This is a genomic window from Pedobacter kyonggii, assembly GCF_004310665.1.
Lineage (GTDB): Bacteria > Bacteroidota > Bacteroidia > Sphingobacteriales > Sphingobacteriaceae > Pedobacter > Pedobacter kyonggii.
In genome coordinates this window covers 54,634-80,768 of the sequence record NZ_SIXF01000002.1, presented here as the reverse complement: position 1 = coordinate 80,768, position 26,135 = coordinate 54,634, and the positions used below count along the sequence as shown (strand labels likewise).

Annotated in this window: 17 protein-coding genes; 3 read left to right on the top strand and 14 right to left on the bottom strand. The window is 35.9% G+C overall.

Going from position 1 to position 26,135, the window contains the following annotated elements; genetic code table 11:
* Window positions 1-4 precede the first annotated feature (4 nt).
* The 6 genes from EYS08_RS02990 to EYS08_RS02965 all read right to left on the bottom strand — a co-directional run bounded on the left by EYS08_RS02990 (window position 5) and on the right by EYS08_RS02965 (window position 12,021).
* The gene (locus tag EYS08_RS02990) at window positions 5-1,366 is read right to left on the bottom strand and encodes a hypothetical protein (protein ID WP_131028373.1); all 1,362 of its coding nucleotides are present in this window, start codon (window positions 1,364-1,366) and stop codon (window positions 5-7) included.
* Window positions 1,347-2,507: a Rid family hydrolase gene (locus EYS08_RS02985; protein ID WP_131028372.1), complete on the bottom strand. Its 1,161-nt coding sequence runs from the start codon at window positions 2,505-2,507 to the stop codon at window positions 1,347-1,349. Before EYS08_RS02985 ends, EYS08_RS02990 begins: the two co-directional genes overlap by 20 nt.
* Before the next feature lie 57 nt (window positions 2,508-2,564).
* The gene (locus EYS08_RS02980) at window positions 2,565-2,804 is read right to left on the bottom strand and encodes a phosphopantetheine-binding protein (protein WP_131028371.1); all 240 of its coding nucleotides are present in this window, start codon (window positions 2,802-2,804) and stop codon (window positions 2,565-2,567) included.
* 81 nt (window positions 2,805-2,885) lie between these two features.
* On the bottom strand, window positions 2,886-10,097 hold the full coding sequence (locus EYS08_RS02975; RefSeq protein WP_131028370.1) for a non-ribosomal peptide synthetase: 7,212 nt from the start codon (window positions 10,095-10,097) through the stop codon (window positions 2,886-2,888).
* Window positions 10,098-10,110: 13 nt separating this feature from the next.
* Window positions 10,111-11,076 carry a 2,3-diaminopropionate biosynthesis protein SbnB gene (locus tag EYS08_RS02970; protein WP_131028369.1) on the bottom strand — a complete coding sequence of 322 codons (966 nt, stop codon included), beginning with the start codon at window positions 11,074-11,076 and terminating at the stop codon, window positions 10,111-10,113.
* 9 nt (window positions 11,077-11,085) lie between these two features.
* A complete protein-coding gene (locus EYS08_RS02965; protein WP_165456352.1) occupies window positions 11,086-12,021 on the bottom strand; it encodes a cysteine synthase family protein in 936 nt (311 codons plus the stop codon).
* A 161-nt stretch (window positions 12,022-12,182) separates the two neighbouring features.
* On the opposite strand from EYS08_RS02965, the gene EYS08_RS02960 reads away from it, so the two are divergent.
* From EYS08_RS02960 to EYS08_RS02950, 3 genes are read left to right on the top strand one after another with little or no spacing between them, the layout of a single operon-like run.
* On the top strand, window positions 12,183-14,591 hold the full coding sequence (locus tag EYS08_RS02960) for an outer membrane beta-barrel family protein (RefSeq protein ID WP_131028367.1): 2,409 nt from the start codon (window positions 12,183-12,185) through the stop codon (window positions 14,589-14,591).
* A 17-nt stretch (window positions 14,592-14,608) separates the two neighbouring features.
* Window positions 14,609-15,760: a glycosyltransferase family 4 protein gene (locus EYS08_RS02955; protein ID WP_131028366.1), complete on the top strand. Its 1,152-nt coding sequence runs from the start codon at window positions 14,609-14,611 to the stop codon at window positions 15,758-15,760.
* A 32-nt stretch (window positions 15,761-15,792) separates the two neighbouring features.
* Window positions 15,793-16,425 carry a 4'-phosphopantetheinyl transferase family protein gene (locus EYS08_RS02950; RefSeq protein ID WP_165456351.1) on the top strand — a complete coding sequence of 211 codons (633 nt, stop codon included), beginning with the start codon at window positions 15,793-15,795 and terminating at the stop codon, window positions 16,423-16,425.
* Between the two features lie 14 nt (window positions 16,426-16,439).
* Here the strand turns inward: EYS08_RS02950 and EYS08_RS02945 are convergent, their stop codons facing one another.
* The 8 genes from EYS08_RS02945 to EYS08_RS02910 form a co-directional block, all read right to left on the bottom strand.
* Entirely contained in the window at window positions 16,440-17,492 is a 1,053-nt protein-coding gene (locus EYS08_RS02945; protein WP_131028364.1) for an SGNH/GDSL hydrolase family protein, read from the bottom strand.
* 73 nt (window positions 17,493-17,565) lie between these two features.
* The gene (locus EYS08_RS02940) at window positions 17,566-17,820 is read right to left on the bottom strand and encodes a hypothetical protein (RefSeq protein ID WP_131028363.1); all 255 of its coding nucleotides are present in this window, start codon (window positions 17,818-17,820) and stop codon (window positions 17,566-17,568) included.
* 464 nt (window positions 17,821-18,284) lie between these two features.
* The gene (gene murJ, locus EYS08_RS02935; RefSeq protein WP_131028362.1) at window positions 18,285-19,847 is read right to left on the bottom strand and encodes a murein biosynthesis integral membrane protein MurJ; all 1,563 of its coding nucleotides are present in this window, start codon (window positions 19,845-19,847) and stop codon (window positions 18,285-18,287) included.
* Window positions 19,848-19,891: 44 nt separating this feature from the next.
* Window positions 19,892-21,055: a glycosyltransferase family 4 protein gene (locus EYS08_RS02930; protein WP_131028361.1), complete on the bottom strand. Its 1,164-nt coding sequence runs from the start codon at window positions 21,053-21,055 to the stop codon at window positions 19,892-19,894.
* The gene (locus EYS08_RS02925; protein ID WP_131028360.1) at window positions 21,045-22,277 is read right to left on the bottom strand and encodes a glycosyltransferase family 4 protein; all 1,233 of its coding nucleotides are present in this window, start codon (window positions 22,275-22,277) and stop codon (window positions 21,045-21,047) included. The genes EYS08_RS02930 and EYS08_RS02925 overlap by 11 nt, the downstream gene beginning before the upstream one ends.
* 383 nt (window positions 22,278-22,660) lie before the next feature.
* Window positions 22,661-23,611: an NAD-dependent epimerase/dehydratase family protein gene (locus EYS08_RS02920; RefSeq protein ID WP_131028359.1), complete on the bottom strand. Its 951-nt coding sequence runs from the start codon at window positions 23,609-23,611 to the stop codon at window positions 22,661-22,663.
* A 161-nt stretch (window positions 23,612-23,772) separates the two neighbouring features.
* The gene (locus tag EYS08_RS02915) at window positions 23,773-24,435 is read right to left on the bottom strand and encodes a sugar transferase (protein WP_131028358.1); all 663 of its coding nucleotides are present in this window, start codon (window positions 24,433-24,435) and stop codon (window positions 23,773-23,775) included.
* A 314-nt stretch (window positions 24,436-24,749) separates the two neighbouring features.
* Window positions 24,750-26,126: a RagB/SusD family nutrient uptake outer membrane protein gene (locus EYS08_RS02910; protein WP_131028357.1), complete on the bottom strand. Its 1,377-nt coding sequence runs from the start codon at window positions 26,124-26,126 to the stop codon at window positions 24,750-24,752.
* Window positions 26,127-26,135 lie beyond the last annotated feature (9 nt).

Genomic DNA, 26,135 nt, shown 5'->3' with positions numbered 1-26,135 from the left:
AGAATTAGTTACCATTTATACTTATAGTATCGTTTAATAAAATCGAATGTCCGCATCCTGCGACATGTTTGCCTTCCCCATATCTGAAGGAATCTTTTAGGCCAGTTTTGATATTGTACACACCTATTGTAGAGGCATTATTATAATACAAATAAGGTTTCTCATTTATAGCCTGAACCGAATATGGGGACCTATCAAGAGCCATTACTCTATAGGCAAATGGACCATCCACAAATTCTATCCTTTTAATATCGTCTCTTAGTAAAATTCTTTTTTCAACGGACATACTTTTTGCGTCAATCAAAAATATCTGTTCTGGTGTAACCGGAAGTATTATAAAGTCATTCCCCTCGAAACGAAACATTGTGTGACCCGGTATCCTGATAAGGTGATCATCCGAAACGTCGGCCTCCAGTCCAAGCTCCCCCGTATCGTTGATCCTATATTTCGAAAGGCTTCCCGGTCCAAAGCTAAAGAAATCTACACCGTTGCTTCCGCCGTTGATACCTATCTGATGTTTAGAAAGGTACATAATATTTTCCTCCCGATCGAATACAATATGGGCCGGGCTCCCCCCGATAATCTTCTGATCACTGACCCGCATATTTAATAGATCATATACAAAGCACCATGAGTCTGTTAGCCCTTCTTCTAAGATCTGGATCTTTCTAGCTACATCTTCCTTTCTTATGCAAAGACTTTCAGCAGAGGGTTTTGTATTCATTTCAATCATAACTAAGTATCGTCCATCTGAGGAGATGCTTGTAGTATGAATTTGATCTCGTCCTTTAATAGTATCTATTTTCCGAAATTCTTGCTGCTCTAGATCGTAGGCTAATATCTCTAGATCGACATCATTGGCATTTTTTTCATAAACATTTCTATACATCTGTGAAATATTCCATCTAGACATATACATTACCCCTTCTAAAATCTGGTTTGTGGAAGAAAAAACATATTCCAACGAAGAATTTTCATCATAGATCAAATAAGCCTTTACTTCCGTGAGGTCAATCTGCAAGAAGAACGGGCAATGGGTAAAGCTTACATATAGTGAATTCTTATAAAATTCTCCGCTGTGTGGAACTGTTAACCAAAATAGAAATTGGTCGAAAGTCATTTGATGCGGACTACTTTTTTCCTTATGAATTAAAGTGATCCTTTCCTTGAATGAAGCTATCTGTGTGTGTAAATCTATCTGGAATGCTATCGTTCTCCTTCTTTCGAAATCTACCAAAAAATAAAAATGTTCAGCTAAATTACCCCATGAAGGGATAAAAATAGTTCCGGTGGAGTCAAGGGGAACAAGAATATTTTCTGGAAAATCTGTAATTTCCAAATTTAATTTAACCTCTATCTTCATCATTATGATTTTTTACAGCAATACAATCCAACTCAAATAATAGTTCATCACGGCAGACATCGCCTATTAAATAGGTAAAAGAGAAATTGTTTATTTTAAGATCCTCTAAGGCCTTCATAAATTCTGAATAATATTCACTTTTTTTAAAAAAGCATGTTGATTGAACTAAGTGCTCAAACCCCATCTGATATTGTTCCAATATTGAGTATACATTCTTCAATGTAGTGATGATCTGTTGGTAAGGATTATTCAGGTGCACGGATTCACCTTTTTCATTAATACTGGCGGTACCTGATATATGAACTTCATTGTATTTTTCAGTTGAGATTAATGTCCCCCTTGCAAAAGCAGGTTTAAACTTATAACTCACGCCATTGGCCTCATTTTGATTTTTGTTGTAAATTCTCTTTAAAAAAACACTCGGGTCCATTGATTTAAGACAATACACATCCAAGAGTATTCCTCTTTTGTTTAAAACTGGAGCTCCGATGCATGTGCTACTCGGGAGAAAGTTAGATTGATCACCATATGATATATTTTCTTTCTCAAAAAAGTCAAGCCTGCTGTCATTGAAATCACAATACTTCCTATCAATGTTTGACATATAGAACCATGTCCTTGCTATCGATTTAGCGGAGTATCCACAGTTTCGTAAATAAAAGTCTAAATCTAAGAACACATCAGAATACGGGTTATTGCTGATGAGGTGTTGATTTTCTCCGTCAATACTTAACAGATACAATTGAGAAGCCTTTTCGGAAACTATCTCTATCGATTTATTCTCTGCTCTGTTAATTTTGACCTTGTCAACCTCATAAGGCTTTATCCCGTAGATAAAAACGCTGGATAATGGGGCACCTTTTACCGTTTCATAATTGATTAGTGTGGATGGAAAAAAATCTTTTATCCGAGCATTTCTCAGTAAGGATAATTTATCTTTTAGTACCTCACTACCAAAGACCTTTTCGTATACCGGAATGATATTTCTTTCCGTAATTAAATCATAGAGTTTTGAATACTCTTCAAAAACTTCATCTTCATTGAAAGTGGCATTTACATCCAATGTTATAAAATATCTGTCAAAAGCTGTGCAGGGAACCACATTAATTTTCAGTATATCATCTTTAATTGAGCTATTTATCATGGTATTTATTTATAACTTCATCAAAACAAGACTAACCCTATTGTTAATACAATGGCATTAATCTTGCTGAACTCTATTGATCATATTTAAAATAGACTCCATGTCCTTAAAATTTTCCGGTTCCATCTCATCTTCAGGTATCTCCATATCAAAAGACCTTTCAATCTCCCCCATAATAATGACAAATGTCAAAGAGGACAATACTATTTTGTCCAAAGGATCTGTCAGCTCGATATCTATGTCCTTTTTAATTACCCTCTTGATAATGCTTTTTAGTTCTTCTATATTTTTATCCATATATTATAAATTTTGATCCTTTTAATATTACAAAATGATAAATAAATTACGACAATTGAATATAGCAATAAAATACGCATCTTATATTAAATCGTTAATTATTTTCGATATTTCTGTAGGTCTTGACCTCAAGAAGTAATGACCTCCGCTCTCGATTGTAATCAATCTCACATCGTTTGAAAAGAAATTCCAATTTCTGTATTTTTCAAGATAACCTTTAGTCAATAGATCATCTTTAGCGATCACATTATATATAGTGGTTCTCAATTTCTTTGGATGCCCATCTTTCAGACACTTTTGAATATATTGATTAGCAGATGCGGCATCATGTCTAAACATTTTGATCACAAACTTACTTTCCTGATCGCCAAGAGTTTCAAAATCTTTAAACCCACTTTTTTCAATCAACCATTTCTTTATTTGATCATCATTCATCCCGTCCACATTTACTGCCATAAACGGTGATAGCAATGAGCTCAAAATCTGACGCCCCTTTCTTATCAGCCTACCGGATAATACTTTTCCTCCTAAAAAGATCTGTTTAAGATCCATTCCCCTTTCTTCCATAAGCCTTGCAATCTCTAGTGCAAGCGCACTTCCAGAGCAGTGTCCCCAGATTACGATCGGAGTGTTTAGCTCAGTGATTCTTTCGAGACACAACAGAGCTGTCTTTTCTATATCTTCGTAATTGTTTGTAGTTCCATACGTATGCCCAGGATATTCTATTGCATAACATCCAATTTCCGATGATTCCTGTAAAATCGAGTCAAAAAAAGGTTTAAAATTAATAGCGTTGCCACCTGCATACGTGCACCCTATAATTGACAGCCTTTTTGGAATCCCACTTACAGAAAAGTCAATCAATAGATCATCATTTCTTCTATCCAGATTATTGTCTAAATAATTCGCGAAATCTTCCAATAATGGAAATTTATATAGGTCATTTATAGAAAATTTTTTCTTTGAATTGAATGCAAGCTCCATTGCTTTTAGAGAATGTCCTCCAATTTCAAAAAAATTGCTTCGTTTATGTATATGGCCTTCAGCTATTCGTAATACCTTTGCCCATTCGCTTGCAATTTTGATTTCCGTTGTGGTTTCAGGAGGAAGTACCTCACTTACTACTACTTCCAAATATCCCATACCTACCTGCTCAAAAAGTTTATTTTTCAAAATTTTTCCATTTGAACTTAATGGCAGTTTTTCGACCATGTAAAACTTACCTGGAAGCATGTAATAAGGTGCCTTAAGTTTAAAGTAATCTTTCAAGACCTTAAGATCAAATGATTCATTAGCAACAATAAAGGCAATTAGCTCGCCTTTATGTAAAATTACTGCTACCTCTTTAACCAAGCTACTGTTCAGCAGGTGACTTTCCACTTCTTCTATCTCAATGCGAAAGCCATTCAGTTTAATCTGTCCATCTAATCTTCCTGACAGCTCCAATATTCCGTCAGGAAGCCATCTGCCGATATCGCCAGTTTTATACAACCGCATTTGTTCTCCCTTATGAAAGGGATCCAAAGTAAAAACCTTGTCAGTAAGTTCCGTATCGTTCACATACCCTCTACCAACACCCACTCCTGAAACACATATCTGTCCGAAACTGCCTAATGGCACTAGTTGCATATTTTTATCAAGAATGTAAATATTAAGATTCTGGACCGGCTTCCCTATAGGAACTATAAGGCTCTCTGGCGAATCGTACATAATATGATGGGTTATATCGTCTGATGCTTCTGTAGGTCCATAAGCATTTACTATGGGGATATTTGGATATTGCGAGAACCATTTTTTTACATGTTTCGGTTTAACAGGCTCACCGGTCACTAACAGATATTTAAAGTCGTAAAATTTTATTAAATGAGTTCCGGTATAAGTTATCAAAAGGTCTAGATATGAAGGTACGAGTTCTAAAATAGTAACCTTATCCCGAACCAGATGTTCAATAAACTGATCCAGCTTTAGTATTAGTTGATTTGGATATATTATAGTCCTGGCTCCTACTAATAGTGCTGAAAACAGTTGCCAGATAGATATGTCAAAGCAATGTGAAGCATTTTGCGCAATAATATCTTTGCTGCCTAGCTGTAGATCATTTACTTTTGAAAAAAGATGGTTCAACATACCCTTATGTTCTATCATTGCACCTTTAGGCTGGCCAGTAGATCCAGAAGTAAAAATGATGTAAGCTAAATTATCAGGGGTAACTGGTAGATTTAAATTATCACTACATTCAGTTTTAGCCCTTAGCTCACTTACGGTATAAACAGCTCCGCTGAACTGTGCGATAAGCGATAAGTGAAGTGAGTCGATATCAGTATTTCTTTCGCCTGTTATGACAAGCGAACATTTACATTTATCCAGCATAGCGCAGATTCTATCCGTGGGATAAGCAGGGTCTATCGGCAGATATGTACCACCCGCCTTAAAAATCGCAATTATAGTCGCTGCCCAGTCTAAACACCTATCCATCATTACACCAACTACTTTTTCGCGATTAACACCGAGTGAATTCAATCCCCACGCAATATTATTTGCTATTGAATTGAGTTCTTTATAACTCCAAGTTATATCCCCGAAAGATATAGCAGCAGAAAGCGGGTCTTTCTTTGCATGTTCTTCAAATAGCTGATAAAAACATAGGTCAGACCGATAACTGACCTTATGGCTATTTAACTTAATTAACTGCATGTCTATCTCTTCGGGACTTAATACTGTCTCAGATTGATAGAAAGCAGAAGGATCATTAATCATACTCTGTAATATTTTCCTATAATAACTCGAAATGGATTGTATCTGAGCACTATTGAAAACATTACTATGATAGTGTAACCATAAAGAAATCTCATCTGTAAAAGGATGAAGCGAAAATTCTGCACGCAGTATGAATTCAGTTTCTGCTTCTAGTTTCACATCCGTCAAATCAAAACCCTTATGCTCCATCAATTCCTTTAAAACGTGAAAATGGGTAAAATTGAATACAGTTTCGAACAAAGGCATCTGTCCACTACAACTCTGTTTGATTTGTGCCATTGGATATCTACGGTGTGGTATTAACTGCAGCTCCTGCTGATATACTTCCAGTATCAGATCACGCCAGGTTCCGCTTCCACATTTTCCTCTGAACGGGAGTGTATTTAGAAATAAACCGAGAATTTTCTCTCCATCGATATCCTCTGGCCGTCCGCTATATTCATATCCGGTAATTATATCTTCTTCACCTGTCAATACACTCAAAAGCCTTATATGTGCAGCCAGTAGTACAGATTTCACAGGTACTCCAATAGATCTGGCCAAATCCTTCACACCATCTGAAAAATCCTGGGGTAATTGAACCTTATAAAAATCAACTTTTACCTTTCCTGACTTGGAGTCAGGAAAGGGCCAGATTGGCAATTTGGTATAAGTAAAATCTTTTAAAGCTTTGTCCCAAAATTCCTTATGCATTTTGGATGCCGCGGTGTGCCGTTCCATTGCGATAAAGTCTCGGAATTGGGATTTCAATGTCGGCATTTCAGGCACATTGTGATTTAAAAAGGAATAGTATAGATTAAATAATTCAGCATGCAGGGTGTTGACACTCCATCCGTCCAATGCAGAATCATGAAAACTTAACGTATATATATATTCGCTATCATTTAAAATATGGAAGTGAAATCTGATTAACCCAGGGTTTTCCCAAGTAAATTTTTTTGCCCTCAATCGGTCGACATATTCCTTTATAATACTATTCTGATCAGAAGCGGGCGTACTCTGAAGATCTGTTATTTCCAGGGGAATTGGGACAGAAGAATGCACCATCTGTATATGTTCGCTAAATCCAGTAAGATGGTAGCTCGTTCTTATGATTGGGTGCCTGCGTACAAGTTCTTCTATTACTTTTTCGAAAACACTTTTATAAAAAATACCTTTGATTTTATAACTGAATACATCATGGTATAAAGAGCTTCCAGTTGAAATCTCCGATTGAAAAATTAATCCTGACTGTAAAACGGATAATGGATACGCATCTTCAATACCTATTGGTATCAAAGACCGGTCTTCCTCGGATAACATTCCAAACGGTCTGATCTCTTCTCTATCTAACGGTCTTACACAAGTGCTAACTGAGATACTTTTACTCAGTCCGAAAATTGTCGGGTTTTCAAACAATTGCTGAAAATTAAAAAAAATGCTCTGGTGTTTTGCTTTTGAGATTACACTGAGAGATTTTATTGAATCACCGCCAATTGAAAAAAAATTGTCATGAATTCCTATTTTCTCCACACCAAGAACCGATTCCCAAATACTGGAGAGTTTGACTTCTATATCACCAACCGGTGCAACATATTTTTTGTCTTTATTGAAATAATTCCTAACAATTAGAGCCTTTCTTTCAATTTTACCATTTAAGTTTAATGGAAATTCCTTAATCGAAATAAAATCTGAAGGAATCATATAATCAGGTAACCATTCCTCCAAGAATAGCCTAAAATCACTTTCAATAGATGGATCCTTTAGGATTACAAAAGCACATAAGAACCTGGAACTATTAGCATTTTCCTGTATAGTAACAACTGCATCTCTTACATTGAAATGCCTACATAACGATATTTCTATTTCGCCAGTCTCGATCCTATATCCTCTTAATTTAACCTGATGATCAATCCTGCCGATATACTCTAGCTTTCCTTCAAGTGACCATCTTACCTGATCGCCAGTTTTGTATAATCTTTTACTTCGGTCAAAAGGATTATTAACAAACTTGGATTTCGTAAGCTCAGGGTTGTTTAAATAGCCTCTTGCCAGCCCTACGCCTTCAATATATAATTCGCCTATTTCACCAATTGGCAAAAGTTCCATATTCTCACCTAGAACAAATAATTTTATATTATTAATTGGGTTCCCAATGAATACCCGATCACAATATATATCAGATGGGCAGTTATAGTAAGAAACATCTATGGTAGCTTCCGTCGGTCCGTATAAATTGATCAGCTGAGTCCCATTATGTTTGAAGATCTTATTATTAAATTCGTTAACATGCCATGGTAGCAAAGCTTCACCACTTGAAAAAATTTGCCGGACAGATCTTATTTTATTCACAAGGGCGCCTTCATCTGAAGGAATAGAGTCATTCAGACTTTCAAGAAATGCACCGAACATAGAAGGCACGAAATGCATCGTGGTTACCCCAAAGTGCTCTATAGCATCAATTATTTTGTCTGGAAACTTCTCATCATTGGGAACCAGCAATGCCAATGTTGCTCCCTGTATTGCCCACCAGAACAATTCCCAAACGGATACATCAAATGAAATAGACGTTTTTTGAAGAATAGTATCACCGGGGAATATTGGGTAGGCCTGCTGCATCCACTGCAGCCTATTTAATAGCGAGCGATTTTCTATCATTACACCTTTTGGATTACCCGTAGATCCCGATGTATAAATGATGTATGCTAGATCATTAGGAGATGAAACACCTCCAATATTATCCTCTGATTCTGTTCTATCAATTCCACTATCTAAGCAAATTATTTGGACCGACTCATCTACTAAAAAAGTCAAGTCGCTGGTTGTCAGCAAAAAAAAAGCTTTACTATCTTCTAGGATATAACTGATCCTAGATTTAGGGAAAGTAGTGTCAATGGGTAGATACGCCCCGCCGGCTTTGAGTATAGCAAATATACCGATTACCATATCAATTGAACGCTCAACCATTATAGGTATAATGGATTCCGCCCCGACTCCTTTCTTTATTAATACTCTAGCTAGGCTATTTGCCCTTGCGTTAAGTTCTCTGTAAGTCAAGTTGTGGTTGAAATCTTTAACAGCTATGGCCTGCGGATTCTTAGAAACCTGATTTTCAAATAGTTCCATCAAAGAATATTCAGTTGAAATAGGAATCGAAGTTGAATTAAACTCAAACAGAAGCTTATATTTAGCTTCTTCTGTTATTTCTTGCCCTTCTTTTGCCAAAACACTCGGTGATGGATAACTAAAGGCAGGGCTTTTCAACAATTCGAGCACTGTGCAATCATCATCCAAAGATATTCTTTCTAACATTTGTAAGAAAGCAGAATGCATGTGAGTTATGTCCTCATCCGAGTAGATGGAAGTTTTATAGGTGAAATTCAACTCAAGCTGATCCGATCCTAACCACTCTTTAATGACGATATACAAATTAAAAAGCTGAAAGCCTGGATATATTTCCTCGATTTCGGCATAATACGTGTCTATGCCACTGGCTTGATGTAGATCTGTATTATAAAAATTAAAACAGACATCGAAAAGCCCATCAAATCCTTTTGCTCTTAACTCCAGATCACGCACCAATAAATCATACGGGTACTTTTGATGTATAAACGAATATTTTAACTCTTTACTCAGCATATTCAAAAACAGACCAAAAGAAGTTTTTTTATCGACACCGATTCTTAGCGGCATAGTGCTGGTGAGCATGCCAAAGTCTTTTTTGTTTTGATGGGCACGATTAAATACAGGAAGTCCGATAACCAGGTCATCCGAGCCAGTAACGTAGTGCTGGTAAATAAATGTTAGAGCCAGAAATAATGTACTTAGCGGGATCTCATATTTTTCAGCTATCTCTTTAATTTTTTTACCATTTTCACTAGAAATATGTACTTTCTTGAGTTCTCCCTTCAATTCAGCATTGATCTCAACTGGCAGTACCGAGGGTAAAGATTCAAATTTGTTAAGCCAAAATCTCTTATTTCTTTCGAACTTAGAGGAACTGAAGTACCGTTGCTCATCAAGTAAATATGCTATATATGACCTGGTTTCCGGAAAAATTATTTTCTGATCAGCCACAAGCGCATTATAGGACTGAGAGACAAATTTCGTAAACAGCTGAATGGACCAGCCATCCGCTATAAAATGATGGAAATTAATAAAATATCCTGCTCGGTTATTATCTAACTTAAAAAAAGCAAATCTAAACAGCGCTTCGTTATAAAAGTCAAATGTTCTCTCAGATTCCTTTTTCAGCCAAACCGAAAATGATCTTTCGGGATCGGCCTCAACACTAAAATCAAAATAGGGAATAGCAAAGGGCTTATATTCTTCTATGTACTGTAATTCCATTTCCCCCGCTTCATTTGACAGCCTTAATCTTACGGCATCATGACTCTCGACAAATAAAAAAAAGGCCTGAGTCAGCTTATCGAAGTCGAGCACGGTAGAATATATTGCAGTACCGGCAAGATGGTGTATTGGCAAACCGCTGAACAATTTTTCGACATGCCAGATTCTCTTCTGGGAATGAATTAAAGGATAAGTTAAAACGTTCATCTGATTACATTAATTATAGTTCTATGCCAAATTTCTCTGCAATAGAGCGATCATAAAAATGTTTGGCTACCGCAATGTCGAATACGGCCATTCCCATTGGATTAAACATCACTACTTCTTTTCCTATAATTGGAGTATTGTTTTCGCACAGGAAATCGACGATGCTAACTGTGTCTTCTTCCTTTAAGCCTTCGGTATTGTACATCTGCTCTATATCGGTATTTTCTCTGCATACTTCATTCCAGTCATCCACTACTATCAAATCAATATAACTTCTTATTGAAGCCTTATAGTCCCGAAGTGATACATTTAATTGTAAACTTCCATCAGGAGGAGCAAGATCTATATATCGGTTAGGGGTAGTTGTACATGCACAGAACAAATCGGAATCTCTATAGGCATCTTGCCAGGTATCGCAAATAAGCACACGGCTTTTGATGTCCTTCGGAAACAGCCCAACATCAATCAATTTTAAATCATATAACAGGAATTCACTGATCTGTTCTCCATATAATGAATTTAACATCTGCATATGAAATTGACCTATTGGACCGAAGCCAGAAATACCAATTCTCAAAGATCTTTTCATATCTGACTTCCGGCTCATCCATTCCTTGACTATCGCTCCTGAAACCGCGGCCGTTCTAAGACCGCTGATGATTGCAGTATTGATAATAGCCAGAGGCAATCCGGTATCTGCCTGATTAAGAATAGTGGTCGAGTGGGCCCGTTTAATATTTTTAGAGAGATTATCAGGAAAACTGGCTATCCATTTAATACCTGAAATATTGGCCTCTCCTCCTAAAAAGGCAGGCATCGCTATAATCCTGTTACTTGGATTTTTGTAACGGAGATACGTTTTAAGCGGTTGAGCATATACGCCACTTTTCAAAATAAAACAGGTGTCGTATATGGTATCCACTAATTTTCCCCAGTCAATCTCTATGTTGTTAAAATCGTGATCAGATAAATATCTCATAAATTTAAATCAGTTTTCCTCAAAAAAATCAAGATAACTACGTGCATCGTCAGCACATATAAAAAGGCCGGTCTGCTCTGGAAACATCTCATGATGCCTATATGCTACGGCATAAGCGGCACCCGATGATATGCCCGCAAATATTAGTTCATTTCTGTAGAGCAGTTTGCATCCATCGACCACGGCTTGGTCACTTAAAATAACAAACTCATCAATATGTGCCATTTCAATCACCTCCGACCTTATACTTGAGCCAATTCCCGAAAGTCTTCTTTTTTTTGGCTCAGAAGAAAAGATCTGTGACCCCTCGACATCAATGCCTACAATCTTAATATTTGGATAAGCTTCTTTCAAACGTCGTGATAAGCCTGTAATGGTACCTCCTGAACTAACACTAAGAAAAACAACATCAAGGTGAGCAAAAGATCTTATAATTTCTTCACTAAGCCCATAATAATAGCTATCAGGATTTCCTACGTTACTGTATTGATTTGGATTGAAACAATTTGTATGATCATCCATGTAATCATTAACGAACTTGATCCTATTGATCAGATATCCACCCTGATTGTCCTCCTTATCAATAGTCACTACTTTATAAGCCAGTAACTTTAACATCTTTTGTTTTTCTTGCGGTGTATTTGAATCAATTACCGCAATGAATTTCAAGTTCAGGGCAAAACAGATATGTGCTAAAGCTATTCCAAAATTGCCGGAGGTAGACTCTATAATTGTAGTGTCAGTATTGACTACCCCAGAAAGTATTGCCTCTCTCATTATATACATCGCAGGACGTATTTTAATACTATGAGTGAATTGAGTATACTCTATCTTGGCATATAAATTAGGTGATTTTAAAAGTCTTAATAAAGGTGTATTGCCGACTCTACGGTCTAGATGGTGGATTATTTCTATTAATTTGTCCTGTGTCTCAAATGTTTCCAATTCCAACTGATTTTAATATTATAAAATAAATAATACTTTTACTGATATATTTAAATACCTATATCAAAAAAAAATATACAATACATCATCAGGTTTAAGATATATTTATGTATAAATTGTTATTTTGCGATGTAATACTAACAAAATAAATTAAGAAATTAATGAAAATAAAATTCGCGCTCACGATAATCTTTATAAGCTCACATATCTTCTCATTTGCGCAGGAAAAATCTAACAATCATATCATTAAGGGTAGGATTCGGGATTCAATCACCAATGCCCCTATAAGCTATGTAACAGTAACATTAAACTCCATTAAAGGTCTGCCTGTTCGAAGTACTCTTTCGAAAACCGATGGCAGTTTTTTATTGGAGAAAGTTTCGGCAGAGGCTACGAGTGTCGCCATTAATGCGGTAGGTTACACCGCAAAAACGATCTATATTGATTCAATAAAAATAAAAAGTGAAAATATTGATCTGGGTAACATTTTATTGAATAGCAGGACAAATGAGTTAAAAGAAATAAACGTAAGCGCACAGAAGCCGATAATAAAACAGGAAACTGACAGGATTATCTACGATGTACAAGCAGACCCAGACAGTAAAGGGCAGAATGCTCTGGATATTATGAGAAAAGTGCCACTCATTTCATTGGATGCAGACGATAAAATCCAGTTAAAGGGAAGCTCAAAATACCTAATTTTGATCAATGGGAGATCTTCTGGAATACTGACTAGAAATCCGAGAGAAATATTATTAAGTATGCCGGCCCTCCATATGCAAAAAATAGAAGTAATTACTACTCCTCCTGCTAAGTATGATAGTGAGGGAGTCTCCGGCATAATCAACATTATTACCACCCAAAACAAAAACGATGGATACAATGCATTGATCGGCACCTTTTTTAATTCGTTAATCGGCGAAGGCTTTTGGAGCGAGCTTACATTAAAAAGAAAAAAATTTGGTATCTCGGGCTTCATGATGGGACTACTGAACAACCCTCCCCATACCGAGATCAATAACTATCGGATCCAAAATGACCCATTTGGCTCAAAAGTTCTGCAGGAAGGAGCAAATAGAAGCGATGGCAATCATAAAGATGGTAATATCGAAATAAGTTATGACATTGATTCTCTGAACTTGGTCACTGGATCATTCGCTTTAAATTTTGAAAAGGGTGATCAAACTGAAAATGATCTATTTAGAATCTTTAATAAAAATAATGATATTGATAAGTTATACAGATTAAATTATAACAACAGGTCTCATATTAATGGTTATGACATAGGTGTAAATTATCAAAGGGGATTTAAAAACAATAAAAACAGACTATTTACTACCTCTTACAAACTGATTACTTTTGACAATGACCAGAACATAACAAACGCCGCAACCGAAAAATTCAATTATTACAACGACGATCTCTGGCAGCAAAATGGATCGGGGTCTCAGGAACAAACCTTTCAGCTTGATTACGTACATCCGCTGAAAAATCTTGATATCGAGGGTGGGATAAAATTTATTTCAAGAAAGAACTATAGCGAGTTTTTAACAGGCAACTTCGATACACCTGAAATCAAAATCCCAACGGAGTCCGATAAATTCGACTATTTGCAAAATATATACAGCGCATACAACTCTTATTATTTAAAATTAAAAAATTGGGGCATAAAGCTTGGATTTAGATTAGAAAGAACTACAATTAATGCCAATTCGTTATCGCTAAGCACAGCTATCAATAATAATTACAGCAATTTCATTCCCTCATTATCAGTTCAGCGGAATCTCAATAATGCAAGAAGCCTGAATTTTGGATATAGTCAGCGACTGCAGCGCCCTGGAATTGCGCAGCTAAACCCATTTGTGAACAAGTCCAACCCCCTTTTCTATTATTCAGGTAATCCAAATCTTTTGCCCGTGGTTAACCATAATTTTGAATTCGGTTATAGTCAGTCTACAAAAGGTTATTTTATGATCAGTGCCGATTACTCATTTGCACATAACACAATTCAAAATCTAATTAGTTTAGGATTAGATTCTATAAGTCGTTCTACTTATTATAATATTGGAAAAAGTGAAAATACAGGTTTAAATATAAGCTACTCTTATCCGATCACAAAAAAGCTAAACTTAAACATAAACGGGAGGGCCTCTTATACATGGCTACAGGGTTATATAAACAATGAGCTGCAAAAAAACTCTGGAATTCAGGCGAATTCAAATGCAAGTCTTTCATATAAGTTAGAACATGACTGGCGACTTTCATTTAATTTCGGCTATACCAGCCGATCCGTACTGCTTCAGGGAAGTTTGAATGAATACTACAATTCATCGATAATAGTAAACAAAGAATTTTTAAAGAAAAAAGCTGGGATTTTTATGAATCTTAAAAATCCGCTTCAGAAATTCAGGCATGCGACAACTCTTTCAAATACTGATTTTTTCACGCAGCAATCTGATATTAAATCTTACTATCGTGGGATCTACATCAATTTTTATTATCGCTTTGGGGGATTAGATGAAAAAATTAAAAAAAATAAAAGAGGGGTAAATAACGATGATATTAAATAATTCCATCAACCGGGTTTATGAAAAATATCTTGATCAATGGATTATTGCTGAAAAGTGAACATTCTGGAGTCCAATATTCAATTGAATATTTAGTAGAAGCCCTAAGCAGTCTGGAGTCGAACTGTCATAAAATTGAAGTATTGCTAAGTACCAAGTATGAGGGTACAATATTGGAAAGTAAAAGCCTAGGGATAAAACGGGTTGATATCAGCACATTTGGAAGATACAGCAGAATATACCTTGAAAATTTCATGCTACCATCATATTTACACAAGAACAAGTTCCACTTATACCATTCCCCTGGCTATGTCCTTCCCTTGTTCTTGAAAACCAACAGTATCATAACTATACATGATCTGATTGCTCTTGATTACCCCGACTTATGTCAGAACGAAACAGCTATCTATTATAATCTCCTTCTGGCAAAATCAATCAATAGCGCTCGCAAAATAATTGCAGTTTCAAACACGGTAAAAAAAGATATCATTAATAAATTTCCAAAAATAAATGAGGATAAAATTCACGTCATTTATCCCGGCATAGACAGTAGATTCAGTAGAGTTACTGATCAGATTTTCTTGGATTCGGTTATATTCAAACTGAAACTACCGGATAGATTCTTACTTTTTGTAGGCAATTTGGAACCAAAAAAAAATATTGATGCAATAATCAAAGCATATGATGAGTTAAAAAAACAGACGCTAACCAGACACAAGCTTGTTATTGTCGGAAAGCCTGGCTGGAAATATGCGTCAATCTTCAATTTAGTAAAAAGTAGAAATCTTCAAAATGATGTGTTATTTTTAGGTTACATAGATGATGCATATTTACCGGCAATTTATTCACTTGCAGACATGCTTATTTTCCCCTCTTTTTATGAGGGTTTCGGCATACCCGTAATCGAAGCGATGGCGTGTGGATGTCCGGTAATTATTTCAAATAAAGGAGCTTTACCAGAGATTTCTGGAGGCATTTGCCTTCAGGTAGATCCATTCAGCATTTCGGAAATCCTTAACGCTATAAGGATACTGATGCAAGATAGTGAGCAAAGAGAATTAATTAGCAATAAAGGATTGAAATGGGCAGAAAGATATACTTGGCAAACAGCAGCTGATAAAACTTTTCAGGTTTATAAAGAAGCTATTGAACAATCTGATAACTTCTTATGATACACATTTACTTTACACGTATAAGGGTTCAGATGCCAAGCGAAATATGGGATAAGCATTTCAATACCCTACCGAAAACTCTTAAAGAATCCAATGCAAGATATACAAGATGGCAGGATAGACATCTACACTTATTTGGAAAACTATTATTAGCGAAAGCACTTGAATATCATCAGATTGATATAGAAAATCTGAACAGATTAAAATACAATAAATTTGGAAAACCCTATTTTGACTTTAATCTAGGTTTTAATATTTCTCATTCAGGAAGTTATGTACTATGTGCTTTTTCTGATTTCCTCACTCCAGGCATCGATATAGAAGAAATCAAACCAATTGATATTTCTCTGCTAAAACACATATTTTCCGATGGGGAATGGAAAACAATTAACAGCAGCGATGATAGTTTAAAACGATTCTATGATCTTTGGACAATGAAAGAGGCCGTTATAAAGGCAGATGGACGGGGCTTATCAATACCTTTAAAAAAGGTGAATTCAGATAATGATGGGGTGGTGACCCATAGTAGCAGAAACTGGCGCATTTATAATATTAAGTTCGACCCTAGGTATTCCGTTTCGATAGCAGTAGATCAACTGATTTCACATGGAGAAATACTCCTAGAGGAGATTGATTTTTATAATTTTTCAGACAAATCATTTTAAAGCCTCTCCACATATCATGTTTTAGGAAGAAAAACTGTTGGAATGTACCTATCCTTTAAGACTTTAAATAAACTTTCAGCAATGATAAGATCTCCCTTTAAATTAGGATGCCCATCAAGTTCATGATGATATTGATCCTTATCCAAAGGTAAGTTAAGTCCGATATTAGAGAATTTTCTTTCGTATTTATTATCAAATAATGATGAACCGTATTCAAACGTAACAAGTCTGCAATTTACACGCACAAGGTCAGCGCTCAATTTATTAATTTCAGTCAAGCTCTGTTCCATATTGAGCTGCTCTGAAGAATAATACAACCAACTATCGGCACTGTTTTCGGAATATATTTTCCAGCAGTTCATCATAGTGCCCCAACTATCGGAACTCCTCCTGTATAAGAATCTTATTACATAAGAATAATTGGCCAATTCAGTAATCAAGCTATGGGATTTAATAAGATCAACCTTCCTCTGGGCAACAAATTTTGAATGCTTAAATTCATCAAGATTATTGCCTGTGAATAAGATTGAATAATCTCTATAGGTCTCTCTAGAATAATTTATATCATTTATAGGTAGGGCTAATTCAAATAAAATCAAGTTAGGCCTGAATTTGGTTGCTATTTCTCTTGCTGATCTTATATTCTTAAGCCCCCTACTCGCTCCAGAAATCCCGCAGTTAATCACCTCAACTTTAAAGTTTTCTCTTTTGAATCTGTCATTGAGCAAAGAGGCAAATGACTCCTTCTGATTAGCCCACATACCTTGGGCAACAGATGAACCAACAATAATTATGCGAAATACAGAATCAGCGTGTTCCAAAGAAAAATCTGGACCGTAAAAACCAAAATTATTTAATTTAAAATGCTTATCTATACTGGGCCGTCTAATATAACCATCTATATTTGGTATTCCCTTATACCCAACATCCCGATCAAAACGATAAATTTTCGGGTAGTCATGGAGAACCATATTTTCTGCCTTGAACATCCTAAGATAAGCCTCACAGCATAAAAATAGTACAAAAAGTATAAAAGTTAAATATTTGAGATAATCTAATTTTTTCATGGAATTCTTGTCAACTGCTTAATATACTCTGAAAAACATATCGTCCTTTTGAAGTGAATGTGAAACGACATTGTCAATTGCGGTAGGGTACCCCCTCTTGTAAATAGTAGTTACCTACATGTCCATTTTTCATCTCTATGATAAGAAACTCAGGATCGACTGCAAATGGCTTATTTCTAAAACCAACATAATATGCCAGTTTGGTAAGCTTATTTTCATTGTAAGTTCTGATTGGCTTTCCCAACAGGTCTATAACTTCTGTTTCTAGTCTGGTCCGAAGGATATTGTTATCTATCAGATCATCAACTATTGTTGACCGCCCCTCCATATCCGCCTTCCAAAGTTTCTTATTAAATATTTTTTTTTCCTGAGTAAATTTTATACTAAGAAAGGAATACGAATAAATAAAAAAAATAAAAATGGTGAGAAAAAAAACATGACCTAAGTAGAATAGATCATTCAGTTTTACTACTCTCTTATGTAATTTAAAGGTCCTGTAAACAATTATGCAAGAAAGGATCGTACTTATTGAAAGTATAATTATACAATTGTTATAAAAAGCAATAGATGTCATCAATTTGTAACTATGATATTCGGCAACTATAAATCATTGCTCGAATATACAATAAATTTTAATTGAATGTAAAATAAAACCTGTTCAATATGTAGTATAAACATTACAGACGGAAAGTCCAGAAGTATATGATCAATGCTTATAAGCGTACTTCAATAATGACATCTGAAATTTTCTCGAATATTACATCTTGCCGGTAGATACTTTAGACAGATAAATCAGTACATATCTTTTTGGATCCTTAGCACCCAAAGACTGAAAACGTACAGACCAAAGCCAGATAAGGAGACAATGGTTAAAAAGATAAACCTTAAATAGTTAGTTGAAAAAGTATCATGGTGAATGTAGCGTTGAAGAATGAAAAAGAACAACATGATAAGAAACGAGGAGGAAATTATCTTAAATAAAAAAGAAATTACTTTGGCGCCCTTTAGCCGTATATCTTTAGTCCTCAATAAAAATAGAAGAATGACAACTTTTGCCGTCTTTGCTAATACATGCGCTAGAGCCACACCGATGTAACCAAGAATCTTTACTAATAAATAAGTTAATATTATATTTGCAAAAACACATATAATTCCTGTTACTATGGGTGTTCTGGTATCTCCATTTGAAAAATAAAAAATCACCAATACAGTTTCTATCGCAAAAAAAGGCAGACCGATTGCATAAATAGCTAACGGATTTGAGGTCAAAAAAGTGGAGTATTCATTAAATGCCCCCCTTTTAAAAGCTACTTCAGTGATCTCATATGAAAACATAAAGAATAAGACAGCTAGTGGCACAAATACCAGAACGATCCATGATAATGACTTAAAAAACAACCTATTAAGCTCTTTTTTTCTCTTTTTGATTGCTAGCTCAGAAAAATATGGAAATATGCAGACGCTCAGAATGTAAGGAAAAACCAAGATTGGAAGGTCGATAATTTTTTTAGAATAGTTCAACGCAGAAATGGCCCCGTCTTGGAGGTATGATGCGAAGATATTATCTGTTAAATTACTTATCTGGGAGAAAATCACCCCAATCAGAATCGGCCAGGTAAGCTTCCAAACATGCTGCAAATGAATAGAGCCAGGATTTAGGTTCTTAATTGTAAAATGCTTGAACAAAACCAACATATGAACAAGCAGTTTCAACAACCCTCCAACTAGAATTCCTACCATAACCGAGTAAATACCACAAAGATTGTATAAACCAACTATTGATAATAATATACAAACTTTAAAAACGAGATCGCCTGAAGCAGGTATTGCAAATATTTTCAGCCCATTCAATGCGATGTTAGTCAGGGCCGAAAGTGAAAGAAAGATACAAGCAGGAAAAGCTATCTTGAGCATTAACATTGCCATCTCTTTCTTTTGACCACTGAAGCCAGGTGAAAACATATCTATTAAAACAGAGGGCATAAAATATACGAACACAGAGAGTAATAGGGCGGAAAAAAATATATATATAAAAATTCTATTGAATAAGCCCCATGCAGCAGTTTCATTATCAGAATTCATCGCTTTTAGAAATCCATTGAGAAATCCCGGTTCAATTATTTCCCTGACCATAAAAAAGAAACTGAAAATGATGGTAGTAATAGTATTGTATACATCAATTTCATATCCAGTTCCAAATTTATATGCTAGGACAACTTTTTCCCCATAACCTAACAGCTTAACAAATGCGGTGATTATGCCGATTAAAATCGAAGATCTCAATATCGGATTTTCACCTATTTTTTTAAGAATGCTCGACTTTAGAAAATTGTGAAGCTTTAAAAATGACTGCATGTTCGTATATTTTTAACCTCTAAAATCTATTTAAATCAATCATTTTATATTTCCGAAGATTGATGATGGCTCAGATACAATTTTTCATGTTTATCGATAAATTCCTCAAAGGAAAAATTTCTGCTTACTATTTTATATCCCTCTTCTCCAAATTGAACGCACATCGCTTTATTAAGTATCAATTCTTGGATTTTATCCGAAAGATGTATATGATCTTTCTGTGGGATCAGATAGCCATTTAAACCATCTTTTATAACATTGCCCACATCGCCTGATTGGGTTGCAATAATTGGCTTCTTATACCACATTGCTTCTAAGAAAACATAGGGCAGCCCCTCCCATAACGATGTGCTGACATAAATATCAATTATTGAATAAATTTCACTAATATTAGCTGAATATCCCATAATACGGACATTATCTGCTATTTCCAATGAAGCAGTCAACTCTTTCAAGCCATCATAAAGCTCGCCATCTCCAACTATTAAAAAAATAACTTTAGGAAAAGAGGATAGCAATCGCTTTGCGGCATATAGATAGGTTGCCCAGTCCTTTTGTTCAACCAATCTACCAACGGAGCCCACAACAATGCAATTTTCATCAAGTCCAAATTTCTTTTTCACAAAGCAGCTGTCATGGTGCTGGTATTCATTAAATTTAACGGCATTATTGATATTCAACATTTTATTGCCATCAGCGATTCCGTATTTGAGCCCATAGTTTTTTTCAAGTTCTGAAACTACGATATAATCGGTTATTTTTCCTAACATTTTTTCGATAAGGATATAGTAAGTTCTCCCAAGCCCTTTTTTGGTTTGGAAGTAAAAACAGTGGGGAGTATAAATGGTTAACGGCACTTTTTTAAACCAAGCTGCAACTCTAAACAATGCTCCTGCCTTCGAACTGTGCGCATGAACAATATCAAAAGTATTTTTATTAAGAAATGAAAAAATCCTTACGAAACTTATAAAGTCCTTTAAAGGATTGACATTCCGTATCATTGGAATAAAAACCAGTCTTACTCCGATATCAGTCATGCTTTTTAAAATGTCATAGGTATTGTCTGAACGGGGAGATAGGATCACAGTAACATCAAAGAGGTTTTTATTCAAATAATTTGCTAAATAAATTACATGCTTAAGTGCACCTCCATCCGCAGCCTCCAGCCCCAATAAGATTCTAGTCTTGTTATTCTTATTAGGCTGCATTTATCGAGTTAAATAATTCCATTAACCGATCAGTACTGTTTTTTATTTGAAACTCCCTTTCGACCTTTTCCCTACCATTCCGCGATAAATAGGAACATAATTCAGGATCTCCTGAAAGCCTTAGCACTGCCTCCGCTATTTGGTCCGGATCTTTTTCCTTTACAAGAATTCCTGTTTGCTCATGAGTTATCAATTCTGTAATTGCAGAAACTGAGGTTGAGATAGCTGGAATTCCAGTTGCAAGAGCTTCCACCAGTACATTTGGAAGACCATCACGATCACCATTGTCAGCAATAACACAGGGCAAAATGAAAATATCAGACTCTCCATAAAATGAGATAATATCTTTTTGGGGCAATGAGCCATGAAGGACTATATTGTCTTCTAGGGCATTCCGTTTCGTAAAATCCTCAAGCTGCTTCCTTAAAGGCCCGTCGCCAATTATAGAACATTTTACATTAAGACCTTTCAAAACTAGAATCTTGATAGCCTGAAGAAGAAAGACAATTCCTTTCTTTTCTACTAGTCTTCCGATCGAAAGAATACGTATTTTTTTGTCAGTTAAAGTCTGGAAATCTCTCTTTTTACTTACCCACTTACTTAAATCAATACCGTGATATACATGACTAACTTTTATTTTACTGCAATCGGCCAGTAGTTGATGTAAAAAATCCTTATTACATAAGGTGCATGTTACAATGAATGCTGTAGAATTTGCCTTTTTGATAAGATCATCCTTATTCGCCACATAAATATCATTTGCATGAGCACTACAGCTAAATGGAATATTCAAAACTTTAGACATACCCATCGCAATACTTGAAGGTAGAGATAAGAAATGAGCGTGAATTAATTTAGATTCCATATTCCTGACTTTAAAAGAGAAAGACATTACGTTTGAAAACACCTTAAGTTCCCTTAAAAAAGTTCTATAGGATGTTTTATAGGATGGCGCTAACTCCTTTAAAATCTTCACGTACCTGGATTTCAAGAATAACATCATGTAAAAGTGGCCCATAATAGCGTCAAATGAAAAAAAACTGGGTTTGTAATATATGTTTCCATTTCCACCTATTGCCTCAACCAAATGAGGCAATCCATTTCCCTTTTTCTGAGCAAGAATAAAGATTTTGCATTTCTTTTTCTGCAATTCAAGGATCTCATTAAGAATAAAGTATTCTGAACTAGAGGGAAATTGGTCAACTACATACAAAAGATTCATATCGGCTTTGCTAATCGTATAAAGATGATTTCTGACAGGTAGTCTCGTCAAAAAAACAGCGTTTTGAAATTAAGAATAAATCTAAGATATAACTAGTATAATTTACTATGAATAGAAAATTCCATTTTCAAAACCATGTTGTTAATTAGAGAGTTCAACCTGATTAACTGTGCATTTTGGCAATATCATACGCGATAAATAAAACGAGATGCCGAAAATCAGCTTCATAGATAAAGAATACTTCCAGATTCGAATCGGAATGAGAGACAAAATATTGAAGCTGCGATCAGACTTTTCAATACAAACTACTATTATTACAAAAGCGGCAGAAAAACTTCAAAGAAATAAAATTCCGACAGTAGTCAGTTATTACCATAAATAAACTATACGAATGCTCTTGTCGACATGTACCATTCATAAAACTTCACTAATCCGATTTGGAGCTCGGTTTTAGTACAGTAGTCCAATAATTGTTCTGCTTTAAAATTCTGCCCTTCAGTTGTAGGAACATCCCCTGCTTGCTCGTTTTGCCATTCAACTATTGCCTTTTTGTTACAAATAACCTCGATAAGCGTGATTAACTCAAGGAGGTTTACTTTTTCTTTACTACATAGGTTAATTATTTCGAATTCTGTCTTGTCGTATACAATAGCTTTCATAATACCGGACACAACATCATCTACATATGTGTAACTTCGATTACTTGAACCGTCACCATAAACTATAATTGGAGAGTTCGAAAGTATAGATTGAAAAAATTTATAAATCACTAAATCTGGTCGCTGTCCAGGACCGTAAACAGTGAAAAAGCGAAGAGATATAAAGCGTAAAGAATGTTTCTTACTGCTGAAATACCCTAGTCTTTCACATTCCATTTTAGAACAGGCATATGGGCTTATAGGCATAGGCAGTTCGGTTTCCATCCAAGGTGTGTTCGGATTATCCCCATAAATACTGCTTGAGGAAGAAAAAACAAACTGCTTTACGTTCTTTTTAACTGCTAAATCAAGTAGGTTTTGTGTCCCAATCACATTGGTCAAATGGTATTCTGCCGGATTATGAATGCTATTACGAACACCAGTCTTCGCAGCCAGATGTATAATTATTTCTATATTATCGATTTTATTTAGTTCATCTTTATCGAGAATATTACCTTCAATAAAGGTGAATCGTTTACAACTACCAAATTCCAGAATATTTAACTGCTTCCATTTGCGTGAGTAAGAATCATCAAAATTATCTAGACAAATGACTTCGTTCTTCTCGTCTGCTAATAATATCTTCAACAAATTACTGCCTATAAATCCAGCACCACCTGTTACTAAAATTCTCATTATAGAAATTGTAATTTGATAAACAAAGATTAATCACCTAACAATCAAAATCTTCACAAAGGAAACAACTACACTCTTCGTAACGTTCAGGTACAATAAATATACCTCTGTAAATTTGTTCATTTCTCCTGAAATCATCGGGATGATAATTTTAATTTAATTTATCCGTAGGAATATTGAATCATTGAATTTAAAGTTTTGATAACTATCTTAAAGTCCAAACCCGCCGATTGTTTCATGGCATAGAAATTATCCAATTTTATTCGCTCATTTTCAAACATTAAATCTTTACCCCTTTTAGTAATTTGCCAAAGCCCTGTTAGACCTGCAGGTGCTAAAAAACGCTTCTGATGCCCCATTGACGATAACATCGTAGCTTCATAACTTGTTAAGGGACGATTTCCCACAAGAGACATGTTTCCAATTAATATATTGAAGAATTGCGGGAGTTCATCTAAACTAGTCCTTCGAAGAAATTTCCCAATAATTGTTACTCTCGGGTCATTCCGAAGTTTTATAAAAACAGGTTTTTGGCTCGAACCATAACCTAAGGAATAATGATTTAAATAATCAAATTGAAAAAGTTCACCGTCAGCCCCTAAATACATTGACCTAAACTTAAACAAAATAAACATTTTACCATTTTGGCCTATTCTGCTACATTTGTAAATAGGGTTGCCTTTAGATTCCAATATAATTAAAAATGCAATTAAACCATATAATGGCAGCAGTAAAATCAGAAAAAAGCTAGAAATTAATATATCAAAAAATCGTTTATGTAATGGCAACTTATAACTGTCACATTTAACCCCTAATTCCAACATTGTTCTACTATTCCATTAATATTAGCTAAATTGAAGATAAATTACAAAATATTTTTGCCTAATTTCAATTCCCTGGCTATTTTTTTTAATCTATTTACTTTCATAAAGATAATATTTTTTTTAAGAAAACGACGCCTTAATCTTTTAAGCAAGATTGTTATGTTCTGCCTTGTTAAACAGAGGTGAGTTTTTAGTTTATCATAACATTCACTCGCTACAAAAAACTGATTTACGAGCATTAAAGGCATTAGGTTCGACTCCCCTTCAATCCCAATTCACTTAGCATTAAAAAATACATTCGACCACTTAATCCCCTAATTCTGTGGGATACCACTTTGCGCTATAACTGTATTTGGAATACAGATTGCATATCTTTTATCATTTGGCGGCACTGAATAAACCACACCGTTCAACACTCTTTTAATGGTCACCGCAAACCGTGACTCCCTGTTCAGACGTTTGAGGTCCGGCCACCTCAGCCCTCTGAACACCAATTCTTTCCTTCTCTCTTTTAATACAAGGCCAAGCACATCCGGAACGCCGGAAACCGTGTAGGCAACATAACTCCCTGTCATATACCGTTTGACCAAAAGTGCATTCAGATCCGCCAGGGCCGATAAATTCTTTCCCCCTCTGGCATAACTTTCCGCCCTGATGAGCATCATTTCATCTACTGCGATCCCGTTAAAAAGATTATTCGCGCCATAGTAACTTCCCTTAAAACCCATCCCCCCACCTGAGGACACAGCAAATGCCTTGAAATAAATCTTTTTCCTCAGATCGTTCTCCGAATAGGACTGATACAGCGCAGAATCGACCCGTCCGCTGATCGAATTCGTCGTGGCCGGCATGGAACTGTTGAATACCACCTCCGCATTAAACCTGGGAATGGGGAAGGCTGCCGATGGGCTCAAAGTATTATAGTCGACCAGATTTCCTGTCAGCTGAAGACAGGAATCCGCGTAAAGCCCTGCCTGCCCATAGTCACCCATACCCAGAGATACCCTTGCCAACATACCATATGCCGCAGGTCTGGAAGGACGCATCACATGCTGTGGCGAAACAGGCAAAAGCCGGACCGCCGATCTGAGGTCAGAGATTACCTGCTGGTAACAGTCCTGTATACTGGAGCGTACCGATACCACATTAAAATCCGGCCCCACGCGCAGTGGCACACCGGGATCCGAGGAAGCGCTGGATGCATCATAGGCCTTCGCCCATATCTGCAGGGCTTCCCAGAAAGCCCTGGACCTAAAAAAAAGCGAAGCCCCTTTCACCCGGTCATACTGGCCCGCATTTGCAGGAGTCCTGTCGATACCGGGCAATTTTTCCAGCACAATATTAGCCCTATAGGCCGGGATGTAGGCCGAACCCCAGTCCCCTGGTCCCGGTCCATCATTGAAAACATCACGCTCCCAGATATACAGGTTTTTTCTGGTTAACGAAGTGAGCCCGTTCCAGGTATTGTCCAGCAGGTAATAATCATCCGAACAGTTTTCCTGCGCGGCCGGGCTGGCATTATTCATATCATCCGCATAATCCATCAAAGCCTCCATATCGGCAAGCGTAGTGGGTACCTGTAAAGCTTTGTCTGGTTTTGCATCCAGGAACTTTTCACATCCATAACACAGTGTTATGCCCAAAAGCAAAATCAGCAGCACCGAAAATTTATATATTTTATTGCTCATCATATCTTATTT

Excerpts from the sequence above, each read along its gene's own strand:
- EYS08_RS02990 (WP_131028373.1), bottom strand. The coding sequence starts at position 1,366 with ATGATGAAGATAGAGGTTAAATTAAATTTGGAAATTACAGATTTTCCA.
- EYS08_RS02985 (WP_131028372.1), bottom strand. The coding sequence starts at position 2,507 with ATGATAAATAGCTCAATTAAAGATGATATACTGAAAATTAATGTGGTT.
- EYS08_RS02980 (WP_131028371.1), bottom strand. The coding sequence starts at position 2,804 with ATGGATAAAAATATAGAAGAACTAAAAAGCATTATCAAGAGGGTAATT.
- EYS08_RS02975 (WP_131028370.1), bottom strand. The coding sequence starts at position 10,097 with ATGAACGTTTTAACTTATCCTTTAATTCATTCCCAGAAGAGAATCTGG.
- EYS08_RS02970 (WP_131028369.1), bottom strand. The coding sequence starts at position 11,076 with ATGAGATATTTATCTGATCACGATTTTAACAACATAGAGATTGACTGG.
- EYS08_RS02960 (WP_131028367.1), top strand. The coding sequence starts at position 12,183 with ATGAAAATAAAATTCGCGCTCACGATAATCTTTATAAGCTCACATATC.
- EYS08_RS02955 (WP_131028366.1), top strand. The coding sequence starts at position 14,609 with ATGAAAAATATCTTGATCAATGGATTATTGCTGAAAAGTGAACATTCT.
- EYS08_RS02950 (WP_165456351.1), top strand. The coding sequence starts at position 15,793 with ATGCCAAGCGAAATATGGGATAAGCATTTCAATACCCTACCGAAAACT.
- EYS08_RS02945 (WP_131028364.1), bottom strand. The coding sequence starts at position 17,492 with ATGAAAAAATTAGATTATCTCAAATATTTAACTTTTATACTTTTTGTA.
- EYS08_RS02940 (WP_131028363.1), bottom strand. The coding sequence starts at position 17,820 with ATGGAGGGGCGGTCAACAATAGTTGATGATCTGATAGATAACAATATC.
- murJ (WP_131028362.1), bottom strand. The coding sequence starts at position 19,847 with ATGCAGTCATTTTTAAAGCTTCACAATTTTCTAAAGTCGAGCATTCTT.
- EYS08_RS02930 (WP_131028361.1), bottom strand. The coding sequence starts at position 21,055 with ATGCAGCCTAATAAGAATAACAAGACTAGAATCTTATTGGGGCTGGAG.
- EYS08_RS02925 (WP_131028360.1), bottom strand. The coding sequence starts at position 22,277 with ATGAATCTTTTGTATGTAGTTGACCAATTTCCCTCTAGTTCAGAATAC.
- EYS08_RS02920 (WP_131028359.1), bottom strand. The coding sequence starts at position 23,611 with ATGAGAATTTTAGTAACAGGTGGTGCTGGATTTATAGGCAGTAATTTG.
- EYS08_RS02915 (WP_131028358.1), bottom strand. The coding sequence starts at position 24,435 with ATGTTGGAATTAGGGGTTAAATGTGACAGTTATAAGTTGCCATTACAT.
- EYS08_RS02910 (WP_131028357.1), bottom strand. The coding sequence starts at position 26,126 with ATGATGAGCAATAAAATATATAAATTTTCGGTGCTGCTGATTTTGCTT.